This is a genomic window from Lysobacter sp. 22409, assembly GCF_052045105.1.
Classification (GTDB): Bacteria; Pseudomonadota; Gammaproteobacteria; order Xanthomonadales; family Xanthomonadaceae; genus Lysobacter; species Lysobacter antibioticus_B.
Map to the genome: position 1 here is coordinate 62,070 of NZ_JBQEOE010000028.1, position 14,515 is coordinate 76,584.

Below are 14,515 nucleotides of genomic sequence, written 5' to 3' on the forward strand. Positions count from 1 at the left end.
CGCAAAGCTGCAATTCGAAGTTACGCCGCACCGTCTGGCGCCAAAGGCGACCACATACCACTGGCGGAAGGCTGGCGGCTCAAAAGACGGGGAAGTGTAGCGGAAGCGTTAAGCGCCCGACAATCCGCCATGACCGCGGAACGAGGATCAGCGCACGCCCGGAGGTGCCGAACGCCGGCGTCAAGACCTTGCCGGCGCGCCCCAGGCCGGGAAAAGGCCTGAAATCGGTGCGGTTCCGACACTGCACCGCCCTGCGCCCGACACCGGCCGAAGCAGGCGCCAGCGCGGAGCACGGCAAGGCCACCGCCGTCGGACGGATGAATCGGGAAGAGTCGGAGTGCGCCGAACGATCGGCGCGAGCTGGTCAGCGGGCGACGGTCGATGCCGAGCGGTAGCGTTCGGCGAGCACCGCCACGCGCTGTACGTAACGCTGGGTCTCGCTGTAGGGCGGCACGCCCTTGTACTTGTCGACTGCGCCCTCGCCGGCGTTGTAGCCGGCCGCGGCCAGGGTCAGGTTGCCGTTGAAGCGCTTGAGCAGCCAGGCCAGGTACTGCACGCCGCCCTGGATGTTCTGGCCGGCGTCGAAGGCGTTGCCGACCCCGAACCGGCGCGCGGTCGCCGGCATCAGCTGCATCAGCCCCTGCGCACCGACCCGCGACATGGCGTTGGGGTTGTAGGCCGATTCGGCGTGGATGATCGCGCGCACGATCGCTTCTTCGACCCCGTGTTGGCGCGCTGCCGCGGCGATTTCGGCCGAGAACGCCTCGGTGTTCAGGCGCAGGGTGCCGAAGTTGACGCCGGGCCGCGCCGCGCAGGCGAAGCAGCTCTCGATGAAGCTGTAGCGGATGGTCCGCACCGCCGAGACGTTGGCCAGGCCCTTGGGCCGCTTGCTCGTGTAGTGGCGTACGCCGTCCTTGATATAGGAATAGACCTGCCCCTGCACCAACCGGGTCGGCGCCGCCTGCGGGGCTGCCGGCACCGCGACCACCGGGGCAATGGCGTTGGACCCGGTCTGGCCCGGCGTGGCCTGGCCCGACGCGGCCGTAGCCGGTGCGAACGCGGCCGGCCTGAGCCCGGCCGCGGCCATGGTCGCAGCCGCGCCGCTGTAGGTGGCCGGGGGGTTGTTATGGATAGAGGCCGGGGCCGAGGTCGCGCTGCCCGAGCCGACCGAGCCCATCGCCGGCGGCGCATACGACACCGGGGTCGGGTTGCGCGGGCGGTTGGGACGGTTGATGTACTGGCCGGCGACCACGCAGCTCGCGCCCTTGACCTTCTTGCTGACGTAGCTGCGCTCGCCCGAGGCGCTTTCGCAGCGGTAAACGGTACCGGCCACGGCCGGCGCAATGGCCAGCAGGCAAACGGTCCCCAGCAGCAGCGAGCTCCCCCTCATGGGCGGGAGTGTCCTCTGCCGCGCTTGCGCTGCCAAGTACTTGATACAGAAACGTGACGCCCGGCCCGGCTCGGGCCCGCGAGAGCTGGCTTGGGGCTAAACTGGCGCCCCTTCCGGCGCGGATTAACCGCCGCCCTTCCCGGACCCGGACTACCCATGACCGACCTGCCCCCCCTGCCCACGGCTCCGGCCGCCGGCTCCGCTTCCCCGCCCGCCACCGGCGCGTCGGGCGCAAAAAAGCTGTTCATCGAGACCCACGGTTGCCAGATGAACGAGTACGACTCGGCCAAGATGGCCGACGTGCTCGCCGCCAGCGACGGCCTCGAACTGACCCAGGACGTAAGCGAAGCCGACGTCATCCTGATCAATACCTGCTCGATCCGCGAGAAGGCCCAGGAAAAGGTGTTCAGCCGGCTCGGCCGCTGGAAGCAGCACAAGCAGGGCGGCCGCCCGGTCATCATCGGCGTCGGCGGCTGCGTCGCTTCGCAGGAAGGCGCGGCCATCGTCAAGCGCGCCCCCTATGTCGACCTGGTGTTCGGCCCGCAGACCCTGCACCGCCTGCCCGAGATGATCCGCGCCAAGCGCGAGACCGGCCTGCCCCAGGTCGACATCAGCTTCCCCGAGATCGAGAAGTTCGACCGCCTGCCCGAGCCGCGCGCCGAAGGCCCGAGCGCCTTCGTCTCGATCATGGAGGGCTGCAGCAAGTACTGCTCGTTCTGCGTGGTGCCCTATACCCGCGGCGAAGAAGTCAGCCGCCCGTTCGAGGACGTGCTGGTCGAAGTGGCGCAACTCGCCGCCCAGGGCGTGCGCGAGATCAACCTGCTCGGCCAGAACGTCAACGCCTATCGCGGGCCGATCGCCGGCGAGAGCGAGGCCGGCCAAGACGGCGCGGAGCCCGAAGTCGCCGACCTCGGCCTGCTGATCCGCACCATCGCCGAAATCGACGGCATCGACCGCATCCGCTTCACCACCTCGCATCCGCTGGAGTTCAGCGACTCGCTGATCGAGGCCTACCGCGACGTGCCGCAGCTGGCCAACTACCTGCACCTGCCGGTGCAGGCCGGCAGCGACCGCATCCTGGCGGCGATGAAGCGCGGCTACACCGCGCTCGAGTTCAAGCAGAAGATCCGCAAGCTGCGCGCGGTGCGCCCGGACATCTCGGTCTCCTCGGACTTCATCGTCGGTTTCCCCGGCGAGACCGAGGCCGACTTCGAGAAGACCATGAAGCTGATCGAGGACGTCGGCTTCGACCAGTCCTTCTCCTTCATCTACTCGCGCCGCCCCGGCACCCCCGCGGCCGATCTCGAAGACAGCGTCGGCGACGCCGAGAAGCACGCGCGCCTGTCGCGCCTGCAGGCCGCGGTCAACGCCAACGCCATGCGCATTTCCGAGTCCATGGTCGGCAGCGTCCAGCGCGTGCTGGTCGAAGGCCCCTCGCGCCGCGACCCGAACGAACTGACCGGCAAGACCGAGAACATGCGCTCGGTGAACTTCGCCGCGCCGGCCCGCCTGATCGGCGGCTTCGTCGACGTGTTGATCACCGAAGCCATGGCCAATTCACTGCGCGGTCGGGTCGTCGTCGACGACGGCCGCGCCGCCGCCTGATCCCCGCAACGGAGCCCGCATGGACCGCGACTTCATCATCCGAGAACTGGCCGCCGACGAATTCGAGCGGGTCTGGCCGATCTTCCGCGAAGTGCTCGCGCGCGGCGAAAGCTACAACTACCCGGCAGAGCTCTCGATGGAGCGCGCCCAGGAGATGTGGACCTCGCCGCCCTACCGCACCTTCATCGCCGAGGCCGACGGCGAGACCCTGGGCTGCTACAAGCTCGGCCCGAACCAGTCCGGCCGCGGCGACCACGTCGCCAACGCCAGCTACATGGTCGCCGAGCGCGCCTGGGGCCAGGGCGTCGGCTCGGCGCTGTGCGCGCATTCGCTCGAGCAGGCGCGCGAGGCCGGTTTCGCGGCGATGCAGTTCAACTACGTGGTCAGCAGCAACGCCGCCGCCGTGCACCTGTGGCTCAAGCACGGCTTCGAGATCGTCGGCCGCGTGCCCAACGCCTTCCGCCACGTCTCGCTGGGCCTGGTCGACGTATTCGTGATGTATCGGCCGTTGTGAGGCAGGGATGGGTTGAAAGCCGGATGGGTTGAAGCGGGAATGGGGAATCGGGAATCGGGAGTCGTGACAGCGGTGGCGGGTCGCAGCGCCGACGCGGCGCGCGCCTTGCTTATCTCCCTCTGATCGCGCTCTGACTCCCTCAACGCGCCCTTCCCGCGCTGTGCCGCCTGGTCGCGCGCTTGGCGTGCCGCCTCGCCGCGTCCCTGCCTACCGTCATTCCCGCGAAGGCGGGAATCCAGGGCCTTTCGTGCGAGAACGCTCCAGGTCTCCCGATGCCCGCCTTCGCGGAAACGAGGTGCCGGAGCGAGGACGCCGAAAGCACTCCCCCGCCGACATCCGGCTCCGCCCGGCAAAGCGCAGCACGCACTTACCGCCATCGCCTGGCAAACGGTCGGCGGCGTGCGACTGCGCACGCCGCGCCGGCAAGCTAAGCCATAAACCCGAGATTGCGCGAATTGAAGTTGCCCAAATTCGGGAAGATCAAATCCAACTCGCTGTCGCCCACCCCGAACCAGCGCGCCAAGGTCGCCCCGTACTGATCCACCGAGGTGGTCGGAATGATCTGGCCCCAGCCGGCGTCGTCGTCGCCGCCGTTGATCAGGGTCGGCATGGTGCCGAAGAATCGTCCGCCGCGCACCGCACCGCCGACGATGAAGTGATGACCGCCCCAGCCGTGATCGGAGCCGTCGCCGTTGGACGACAAGGTGCGGCCGAAATCCGAGGCGGTGAACGCGGTGACCTTGTCGGCCACGCCGAGTTCGCCGGTGGCCGCGTGGAAAGCGGTCATCGCCTGCGACAGCCGCGCCAGCAGGCCCGGCTGATCGCCGAGCAGGCTGTCGTGGTGGTCGAATCCGCTCATCGACACGAAAAACACCTGCCGCTTCAGCCCCAGCACCTCGCGCACCTTGATCAGCCGCGCCACCATCCGCAACTGGTTGCCCAGGTCGGACTCGGGAAATGCGGTCTGCAACGGCGCGGAGGCGTCCAGCGCCATCGCCACCGCCGAGGCGTTCTCCCTCGCGCGGCGGAACGCGCCGGCGTAACTGCGCCCGAACACGTGCGACTGCGCGCCCGGCGCCATCAACTGCAGAAAGGCCCGGCGGCTGTCTTCGTCCCACTCGAACCGGCTGAACTGGCGCGGACCGTCGTTGCCGATCACGTACTGGCTGGATTGGCTCGCGCGTTGCAGGATGCTTTCGAAGTTCAACGACACCGACATCGGAATGAAGGCGTCGGGATTGGCGTCGCGCAGCAGGTCGGCGATATGCCCGGCCCAACCGTAGCCGCGGCCCTCGCCCGTACGCGAGACCTGCCAGTACTGTTGCTGGTCGTTGTGCGAGAACAACTGCGGCGGCAATTGTACGGATTGATTGAGGTATTCGGCCTTGCTGGTCGGCCGGATCAGGGTGCCGACATTGCCCAGCACCGCCGCCTGCCCGCTGTTGAACAAGCCTTGCAGGCCACCCATGCCGACCAGGTCATCATCGGTGGTGCAGGCCTGCAAACCGTACTCGGCGCCGTCCGAAGCGCCGCCGCCGGTCTGCGCGACCAAGGGCAACAGTCGGTTCTGTTCGAGCGCCAGGGTCGCGCGCGCGGTCCGGTACTGCTGGTAATGACCGTCGTCGCGCGGCACGATCATGTTCAACGAATCGTTGCCGCCGAACAAGAACACGCAGACCAGGGCCTTGTAATCGTCGAAGCGCGATGGCCCATAGGCGTTGGCGGCCGCCTGCGCCAGACGCAGGTTGCCGAGCGCGGAATACAGGCCGGCGCCGCCGAGCGCGGCGCAGATCGTGTTGGTCAGGAATTGCCGACGTTTCATGGATGCTCTCTCCGTATTCCTGCTTACTTCTGCACGATGTAATCGGGCGAATTGACGATCAAGTACAGCGCCTCCTGCACCCGCAGGCGCTTGGCCGCGGTGGTATTGGCCGGCATGCCGCTCAGCCGCTCGGTCAGCACTTGCTTCATCGGGTCGGTCATCTGCCCGGACAGGAACAGCGCGTCGTAACGCGCGATCAACGCGGGAATGTTGTTCGCCAGCGCGATCTCCGCGCTGAGGTCGATCGCCACCTCGTCGTTGCCGATGCCTTCCGGATTGCCGAGGTAGGCCTCGAAGATCTTCCTCATCAGATAGCTTTCGTTGGCCGGCATCATGTAGTCGGTCGCCAACTGCAATTCCGGCGCCACCAGCCCCAGGCTCTGCGGCTCGCCGTTGGGGGAGTAGCGCGGGCTGAAGAAGTTGAACACCGACGGCGCATACATCGGCACCTGGCCGAGGTAGTTGTCGACGCTCCAGAACTCTTCGGTGTGCCCGCTCTTGGACTTGCCCTTGAGCGCGCGCCACAGATGGGTCAGGCGCAGGATCGGCTCGCGCACCTTGCCGAAATGCGCCGGCTGCGCGGCCGGATCGCGCGCTTCGGGATCGAGCAGGATCGCGCTGACCACCGCGCGCAAATCGCCGCGCACGCCCTGGCCGTTGTTGTCGAACGCCGCGGCGACCCGGCCGACGTAGGCCGGGCTGGGGTTGCTGGTCACCAGCCGCTGAATCAACTGCTTGCCGATGAACGGCCCGACGTTGGGATGGTTGAAGATATTGTCCAGCGCCGCACTCAGATCGCCGCGACCGCTGCCGCCGGCGGCAAGCTTGCCGCCCGGCAGACTCACGCCCGGATACAGCAGCAACTGCTTCTCTTGCGCCGAGGCGTGATAGGCCGCATGGTTTTCCATCGGCGACACCCAGGCCGGCGCGTCGACCTCATAGAAATAGCAATCGAACGAGCCTTCGGCTTGACAGCCCTTGAAGGTCCAGCCGGTGAACACGTGGGCGAAACCCCTTACGGTGTCCTGGCCATAAGTCGGGATCGGATTCTGCGCTGCGTCGAGCAGCGGCGTTCCGTCCTGCTTGAGCTGGACCAGACCGACGCTGAACAGCTGCATCACTTCGCGCGCGAAGTTCTCGTCGGGACGGATGTTGTTGACCGGATCGGGCTTGCGGTTCTGCAGCATCGACAGATAGATGCCCATCACCGGATGCAGGGTCACGTCCTCGAGCAAGGTGCGGTAATTGCCGAACGCGTCGCGGGCCAAGGTGTCGTAGTAGTGGCTCATCCCGTACGACGCGTGGTAAAGCGGATCGGAGGTCGCATCCGACACCACCATGATCTGGCTGAGCGCGAACGCCACCCGCTGGCGCAGTTGGTCGCGGTGCACGATCAGGGTCGGCTTGATCGGGTCTTTGCCGCCCACGGCGTTGACGAACCACGCGTCCAGCCGCCAATCGCGGCTGAAGTCGTCGGGCCTGCGCACGCGGGCGTTCTTGAGGAACGTCAGTTGCGAAGACGCCGGGAACCCGATCTGCTCGTTGATCCAGGCGGTGTAACCGATCTGCTTGAGACGGTCGATGTCTTCGCGGGTCGGCCCGAACGTGGCTTGGGCGAGGAAGCGCGCGGCTTCGCCGTCGGTGGCGGGAATGTCGGCGAACCGCGCCGCGGGCGCGGCGCCGATCGCACCGCGATCGGCGCGCAGCAGCAGCGGATCCGGGGCGCCGGGATACGGCCCGCCGTAGTCGGGCGTCGGCGTGACGCCGCGCAGGGCGATCAAGATTCCCAACGCTAGCAACAGGCGCGACGATGCGCCCATCCGCGCTGCGCGCAGAAGTGTCGATTTCATTGCAGGCCCCCGAGGCTGGCTATTCGGGAGCGATGCTAGGGTCGGCGCAGACTATAAAGTTTGATCGATAGCTCGTTTTCAATTGGAGTCGCGGCGAAATCCGGATTGACAATCACGAAATTACGAGTTCGCTACAATCGTCATCGGCGTTGCGTGATCGCGGCGCGGAGCCGCACGCGGACGGCGGCACCATCAAGCGCTCGGCGCGTACTCGCAGCGGCAACGGGAAGCCGTCACGGCGCGGATCGCTCGGCACGCCACACCGGCTTGCCGTCGACATGGGTCGCCAGCACCGTCAAGGTGCGCAACTCGCGCGGATCGATCGCGAGCGGATCCTGCTTGAGCACGACGAAGTCGGCGCGCTTGCCGACCGCGAGGCTGCCGACTTCGGTTTCGGCGAAGCCGGCATAGGCGGCATCGAGGGTGAAGCCGCGCAGAGCCTCGAACGCGGTCAGTTTTTCTTGCGGATGCCAGCCGCCGAGCGGCAGGCCGGCGCCATCGCTGCGGGTGGTCGCGGCGTACAGGCCGAGGCGAGGATCGACCGCTTCGACCGGAAAGTCGGAGCCCAGGGCCAGGCGCGCGCCGCTGTCGCGCAGCTGCCGCCAGGCATAAGCGCCGGCGATGCGCTGTGGGCCGATGCGGTCCTCGGCCCAGGGCATGTCGCTGGTGGCATGGGTCGGCTGCATCGCCGCGATCACCCGCAGCGCGGCCAGGCGCGGCAGGTCCTGCGGCGCGAGAATCTGCGCATGCTCGATGCGCCAGCGATGGTCGCTGCCTTGGGCGTCGCTGCCCAAGGCCTGCTCATACAGGTCCAACACCTGGCGATTGCCGCGGTCGCCGATCCCGTGCGTCGCGACCTGCACGCCGCAACGCTTGGCTTTCGCCATCGCCTTCGCCATCGCCGGCGGCGTCATCCGCAACAGACCGCGGTTGCCGGCCTCGTCGCTGTAATCCTCGAGCATTGCCGCGCCACGACTGCCGAGCGCGCCGTCCGCATAGAGCTTGACCCCGCGCATGCGCAGACGGCCGCCGGGATGCCGGTACAACCCGTCGCTGCACAGATGTTCGAGGGCGTCTCCGTCGCCGGCAGCGAAGGCAGTGATGCGCAGCGGCAACGCGCCGCGTTCGGCCAGGCTCTGGTAGCCGCGCAGTTGTTCGAGATTGACTCCGGCGTCGTGGACGCCGGTCAGGCCATGGGCCACGGCCTCCTGCATCGCCAGGACCAGAGCGCGCTCGGCCGTCGCCGCGTCGAACGGCGGGCGCGACGACTCGACCAAGGCCATCGCATCGTCGATAAAGATGCCGTTGGGCCGGCCCTGCGCGTCGCGCAGGATCTTGCCGCCCTCGGGTTGCCAGTCGCCGGACAGATCGCGCGCGATCGCCCGCATCGCCGCGCTGTTGCCCCAGCCGGCATGGCCGTCGATACGCTGCAGCCAGACCGGGCGATCGGGGAACTCGGCATCGAGGTCGGCCGCGCTCGGGAACCCGGCATCGGGCCAATCGTTCTGATCCCAGCCGGCGCCGATCAGCCATTGCCCGGGCGCCAATCGCTTGGCGTGATCGCGCAAGCGTTGCAGCACCTCCTGCTTGCTGCGAGTGCCGACCAAGTCGGCGCCGAGCTTGTTCAAGCCGAGCTCGAGCATGTGCGCGTGCGAGTCGATCAAGCCCGGAATCACCGTCGCCTCGCCGGCGTCGACCCGTTGCGCCCGCGGATACCGTCGCAGCAACTCGGCGCGGCCGCCGACGGCGAGGATCTTGCCCTGCCCGTCGTAGGCCATCGCCTCGGCGCTCGGCTGCGCAGGATCGAGGGTATGAATGCGCGCTGCGGTGAGGACGCTGACCTCGGCGGCGGCCGTCGGCAGCGACAAGACTGCGCACAAGCTCGGAATCAGATATCGCAGACGGCGCATCGCGTTCCCCGGCCCGGACCGAAGCGGAGAATGTGCGAGAAATCGGGTGTTCGGCGCAAGGGCCTGAGGCTCAAGTCACGGTTTGCCGCGCGGGACCGGGTCGGTCGCCCCTAGCTGCCGTTGCCGTTGCCGTTGCCTTTGCCGTTGCCTTTGCCGTTGCCTTTGCCGTTGCCGTTGCCGTTGCCGTTGCCGTTGCCGTTGCCGTTGCCGTGATTTTGATCTGCTTTGCTGCTTTGCCGGTCAAGTGGAGACCCGGAGGGCGCCGCACAGGACGTGCGGCGTTTTTCGATAAGACAGGGACGTCTTATCGAAAAATCCCGGCGCGGGCACCGCACTCGTGGCCTGTGCCCTTGCAAGGAAAGCCCTTTTCTTTGGTTACCTTTGACCGAAGGGAATCCAGACGGACTTTGGGGCTTAGCAAAAGAAAGTAACCCGGCCGCGTGAGCGGACGGAAGCTTTGCTCTTGCTCGAAGAAGGAAGCATCGTGAACTCTTCCACTGTAGGAGGGGCGTAAGCCGCGACCGCAACGCATCAATCTCGCGCCGATGGCGGCCGCAGCCCGTCAGGGTAGGAGCGGCGCAAGCCGCGACCGCGCTGCGATGGTCTCGCGGCGCTTCTCTCAAGCAAGATCAAACGCCAAGAGCTTCCGCCACTAAAGTGGCGGGTTACTTTCTTTTGTCATAAGCAACAAAAGAAAGGTAACCAAAGAAGTTGCTTTTCTTTGAATCACAGGCCCGCATGCGCGGTGCAGACGCGGGGCTTTTTCATACGGGACATCCCTATCCCGATGAAAAACGGCGCGCATCCCTGCGCGCCGCCCTCCGGGTCTTCTATGGCCTTCGCTAGTGCTAGGCGACGCACAGCAACAGCAACAGCAATCCTGCAGCTATCAGAGTACAAGGGGTAGGAGCGGCGCAAGCCGCGACCACGCAGCCACGACCACCCAGCGCCGGCAGCCGTAGATTCGCAGTCGCGGCTTATGACCGAAGGAAATCCAGTAGGACGCCGCTCCTACCCTGCGACAGCTCAAGGCTCCTTGCAGTGACGACAGCTATGCGACCTCTGCGCGTCCCTTGGTCGCGGCTCACGCCGCTCCTACAGAGGTCGAGCCGCCGCCACGGGAATGAGACGACACGATCGCGGCCCTGCGGCCGGTTCGGGCCGGACGGGATTGGGCAGCACGGACGCATCCAAGCCAACGTGTACGCCCCTCAGTCAAGCCGCTTGCTGAATCTCGCCACCGCCGCCGTCATCATGACCACGATGAAGACCGACAGATACAACACGTCCTGCCACAGCTCCCACAGACTCGCGCCACGCAGCATCACTCCGCGGATCAGGCGCAGGAAATGCGTCATCGGCAGCACCTCGGCCAGCCATTGCGCGACCTTCGGCATGCCCGCGTACGGAAACATGAAGCCCGACAGCAGGATCGATGGCAGCAGAATGAACACGGTCATCTGCATGGCCTGGAATTGCGAACCGGCCTTGGTCGAGATCATCAGGCCCAAGGTCAGGTTGGCCAGGATCAGCAGGATCGCGGCCAGGTAGACGTCGAGCACGCTGCCCTTGATCGGCACGTCGAACAGCCACAGGCCCAGCAGGATCACCACCGTGGTCTGGACCAGGCCGATCACCGCGTACGGCAGGACCTTGCCGATCATCAGCTCCGTGCGGCTGACCGGCGTGGTGATCAACAGCTCCATATTGCCGCGCTCGCGTTCGCGCACGATCGCCACCGAGGTGAACATCACCATGGTCATGGTCAGGATCACGCCGATCAGGCCGGGCACGATGTTGACCGGCGAGCGCCGCTCCGGGTTGTAGAACGCGACCACGCTGATCGGAGCGACCTTGCGCGGCGCCGCCACCGTGCTGTCGATCGGCATCTGCGCCAGTTGCACCGCCGCGCTCTGCACCACGGTGTCGCTGCCGTCGACCAGCACCTGCACCGCTTCGCGGCCGTCGATGCGGCGGCGCTCGAAATCGGCGGGAATGCTGACCCCCACGCTGACCTGGCCGCGCCGCAGCATCTCCATCAATTGCTGCGGCGTGTCGGCATCGGCGACCGGCTCGATTACACCGGTAGCGACCATGTCCATGACCAGGGCGCGCGAAGCGGCGGTCTGCGATTGGTCGGCGATGGCGGCGTTGAGCCCGCGCGGGTTCATGTTGATCGCATAACCGAACAGCACCAATTGGCCGACCGGAATCACCACGATCATCGCCAGGGTGATGCGGTCGCGGCGCAGCTGGCGGATTTCCTTGAGCACGATCGCCCACAGCCGACGCAGTTTCATGAGGACTGCTCCGTGTTCGCCGGCGCGGTTTCGCGGCCGCGCGTGGCGGCGACGAACACGTCCTCGAGATTGGCCGCGGCCTGGTCGACCTCGGCGTCGAGCCCGGCCGCGCGCAAGGCCTCGGCGAGACCGTGTTCGGCGCGGTCGGCGCGTTCCAGCAGCACCCGCAGGCTGTTGCCGATCTGGGCCACGCTGAGCACGCCGGGCACCTCCACCAGCACGCGCTGAGCCTTGCGCGGCTGCGCCGCGCGCACCTCGACCGCGCGCCCGGCGAGCGCGCCGGTCAGTTCCGCCGGAGTGCCGTCGGCGACCAGCACGCCGCGGTCGAGAATCGCCAGGCGATGGCAACGTTCGGCCTCGTCCATGTAGTGCGTGGACACGAGCAAGGTCGTGCCGGCGTCGGCCAACTCGAACAACTTCTCCCAGAAATCCCGGCGCGACTCGGGGTCGACCGCACTGGTCGGCTCGTCGAGAAACAACAATTCGGGCTCGTGGATCACCGCGCCGGCCAGTGCGAGGCGCTGTTTCTGGCCTCCGCTCATGGTGCCGGCGAGTTGCTTCTGGCGATCGCCGAAATGGTATTGCTCGATCAACTCGTCGACACGTCGGCGCGCCGGCGGCTTGGGAATGTCCTGCACGGCGGCGAGGAACTCCAGATTCTCGCGCACGCTGAGGTCCTCGAACAGAGAGAACTTCTGGGTCATGTAGCCGATGCGCCGACGCAGCGCTTCGGCCTGTTGCGGAATCTTCAGGCCCAGCACTTCGATATCGCCCGCAGTCGGCGTGAGCAGTCCGCACAGCATCCGGATGGTGGTCGACTTGCCCGAGCCGTTCGGACCGAGGAAGCCATAGACGCAGGCGCGCGGCACGGTCAGGTCGACGCGGTCGACCGCGCGCAACTGGCTGAAGTGCTTGCTCATGCCGCGTGCCTTGATGACGGCGGCCTCGCCATCGGGGTCGCCGCCGGGCGGCGTGGCCGTCATCGCAGCGGCGGGCAAGTCATCGCTCATGGCCCGAACTCGACCCGCACCGGCAACCCGGCCGGCAATTGCGCGGCCTTGGTGTCGATGACCTCGACTTCGGCCAGATAACTCAAACGGGCCGCGTCCTCGCCGGTCAGAGCGTAATACGGGGTGAAGCTCGGTTCGCTGCGGATCATCCGCACGCGGCCGTTCCATTTTTGTTCGCGGCCGTCGATGAAGACGCGTGCGCTCTGCCCCACCCGCACATCCTGGCGGATCGGTTCGGGCACGTAGACGCGCGCATACGGCCGCTCGCCGACCAGCATCACCGCCAACGGCGAACCGACCGGGGCCTGATCGCCGAGCTTGTACGGCAGGCTGTCGATGACGCCGTCGCGCGGCGCGACCACGTCGAGCTTGCCGACGTTGACCGCCTGCACCTCGGCCTGGGCCTGCGCCGCGGCCAATGCAGCCCGGCCTTGGGCGATGCGCTCGCGGCGGGTGCCGTGTTCGAGTTCCAGCAAGGCGGCCTGCGCGGCGCGCACCTGCGCCTGCGCATTGCCGGCCGCGGCGCGCGCGCGATCGACCTCGGCCGCGGCGATCAGGCGCTGGCGGCCGAGCGGCTGCACACGGGCGTAGTACGCGGCCGCATCGGCGGCCTGGGCCTGGGCGGCGGCGAGGGTGGCGCGCGCCTGGGCAATGGTTTCGCTGCGCGGCCCCGCTTCGAGCTCGGCCAGCGCATCGGCCGATTGCCGCGCCTGCGCCTGCGCCGCGCTCAACTGCGAACGGCCGCGGTCGAGTTCGAGTTGCAACACGCGCGTACCGGCCTTGACCCGCTGGCCTTCGCGCACGTCGATGCGCACGACTTTCTCCGCCGCCGGTGCCGGCAACGTCACCCGGTCCCATTCCAGGGTGCCGAGCGCCTGCGCCGGCTCTTCCTTGCAGGCCGCCAGGGCAATGCACAGCAGAGCGACGGCGAACCGCCCTGCGTACGGCCTGAGTGCGTGCTTGATCGTATCCATCGCAGGGTTCTCGCAATCAGGGAGTGAGGCCGCGGTCGAGCAAGGCCAGCGCATGGCGGCGCTGGGTGTCGAGATCGAGATCGTCGGCGTCGAACAAGCGCCGCCAGATCGGTGCGCTCGCGGCCGGGAACAGGGTCAAGCCGACCAGGCTCACCATCAGCAGGCGCGGGTCCAGGTCGGCATTGATCTGCCCGCGCTGCTGGGCCTCGGCGAAACGCCGCGCCATCATCTGCGGCACCAGCGGGCCGATCTTCTGCAGCAGCAGGCTCTCGCGCAGCGCCCCGCCCTCGCACAGCACCTCGCGCACCCACAGCGACGGCAGCCACGGATGCGCGGCGATGACTTGGCCGATGCCGTGGACGAAACCCGCGATCAGATCCATGACGTCGCCGGGCTCGCGGGTCAGGTTGTCGCGCAGGCTCAGGAACACCGGCAGCAGGCGTTCGTTGCTGACCGCCTCCTGCAACTGCTCCTTGTCGCCGAAGTAGTAATGCAGCAGGGCCGGATTGACCCCGGCCTCGCTGGCGATGGCGCGCAGCGAAGTCGCGGCGATGCCCTGGCGGGCGTAGCAGACGATCGCCGCGTCGAGCAGGCGCGCGCGCAGATCGGGGTTGTCGGCGGCAGCCGGCCGGCCCGGTGCGCGCTTGTTCGCGGCAGGTCGGCCGGCAGAGCGCGGCTTGGCGGCAGGCTTGGCGGGGGCGGGCTTCGCGGCAGCTTTGGCCACGCGTTTGGCTGACGGCTTGGTGGGGGGCGCAGTGTCCATGCGCCATATTTAATTCAACAATTAATTAGTTCGCAAGCCCGAGCCGACCGACGGTCGTCGTCCGAACGCCATCGCGCCGCCTATTTAGGGGGCGGCGCGAGCCGCGACTGACCGACGTTACGTGCTCGCAGCCAAGACTTTGCCCCGGGATTGGTCATTGGCGCCGCGGCACAGACCGCTGCGCGGCATGTAGAGCCGTTGCCGTTGCCGTTGCCGTTGCCGTTGCCGAGATTTTGATCTGCTTTGCCGCTTTGCCGGTCAAGTGGAGACCCTGAGGGCGGCGCACAGGACGTGCGCCGTTTTCCGATAAGACAGGGACGTCTTATCGGAAAATCCCGGCGCGAGCATCGCACTCGTGGCCTGTGCCCTTGCAAGGA

10 protein-coding genes are annotated in these 14,515 nt (G+C 67.3%); 2 read left to right on the top strand and 8 right to left on the bottom strand.

Translation table 11 applies throughout. The annotated features are described in order from the left end of the window. Nucleotides 1–364: 364 nt before the first annotated feature. Entirely contained in the window at nt 365–1,390 is a 1,026-nt protein-coding gene (locus ACTJJK_RS14915; protein WP_031370413.1) for a lytic transglycosylase domain-containing protein, read from the bottom strand. A 156-nt stretch (nt 1,391–1,546) separates the two neighbouring features. Between ACTJJK_RS14915 and miaB the strand changes: the two genes are divergently transcribed. Continuing rightward, complete coding sequence (miaB, locus tag ACTJJK_RS14920) at nt 1,547–2,995, top strand: tRNA (N6-isopentenyl adenosine(37)-C2)-methylthiotransferase MiaB (protein WP_440730598.1); 1,449 nt, start codon at nt 1,547–1,549, stop codon at nt 2,993–2,995. A gap of 19 nt (nt 2,996–3,014) precedes the next feature. Further along, entirely contained in the window at nt 3,015–3,509 is a 495-nt protein-coding gene (locus tag ACTJJK_RS14925) for a GNAT family N-acetyltransferase (RefSeq protein WP_036147865.1), read from the top strand. A gap of 427 nt (nt 3,510–3,936) precedes the next feature. Here the strand turns inward: ACTJJK_RS14925 and ACTJJK_RS14930 are convergent, their stop codons facing one another. From ACTJJK_RS14930 to ACTJJK_RS14960, 7 genes are all read right to left on the bottom strand, one after another. Further along, nucleotides 3,937–5,331 (bottom strand): DUF1501 domain-containing protein, encoded by a 1,395-nt coding sequence (locus ACTJJK_RS14930; protein WP_031370416.1) that lies wholly within the window; start codon nt 5,329–5,331, stop codon nt 3,937–3,939. Nucleotides 5,332–5,354: 23 nt separating this feature from the next. After that, the gene (locus ACTJJK_RS14935; RefSeq protein WP_081930564.1) at nt 5,355–7,181 is read right to left on the bottom strand and encodes a DUF1800 domain-containing protein; all 1,827 of its coding nucleotides are present in this window, start codon (nt 7,179–7,181) and stop codon (nt 5,355–5,357) included. A gap of 233 nt (nt 7,182–7,414) precedes the next feature. Continuing rightward, nucleotides 7,415–9,091 (bottom strand): amidohydrolase, encoded by a 1,677-nt coding sequence (locus ACTJJK_RS14940; protein ID WP_440730599.1) that lies wholly within the window; start codon nt 9,089–9,091, stop codon nt 7,415–7,417. Between the two features lie 1,211 nt (nt 9,092–10,302). Then, nucleotides 10,303–11,391: an ABC transporter permease gene (locus tag ACTJJK_RS14945; RefSeq protein WP_223621235.1), complete on the bottom strand. Its 1,089-nt coding sequence runs from the start codon at nt 11,389–11,391 to the stop codon at nt 10,303–10,305. After that, a complete protein-coding gene (locus ACTJJK_RS14950) occupies nt 11,388–12,311 on the bottom strand; it encodes an ABC transporter ATP-binding protein (protein ID WP_440730602.1) in 924 nt (307 codons plus the stop codon). The genes ACTJJK_RS14945 and ACTJJK_RS14950 overlap by 4 nt, the downstream gene beginning before the upstream one ends. An 86-nt stretch (nt 12,312–12,397) precedes the next feature. Further along, entirely contained in the window at nt 12,398–13,375 is a 978-nt protein-coding gene (locus ACTJJK_RS14955; protein ID WP_440730600.1) for an HlyD family secretion protein, read from the bottom strand. A 16-nt stretch (nt 13,376–13,391) separates the two neighbouring features. After that, the gene (locus tag ACTJJK_RS14960; RefSeq protein WP_440730601.1) at nt 13,392–14,099 is read right to left on the bottom strand and encodes a TetR/AcrR family transcriptional regulator; all 708 of its coding nucleotides are present in this window, start codon (nt 14,097–14,099) and stop codon (nt 13,392–13,394) included. Nucleotides 14,100–14,515: the final 416 nt, after the last annotated feature.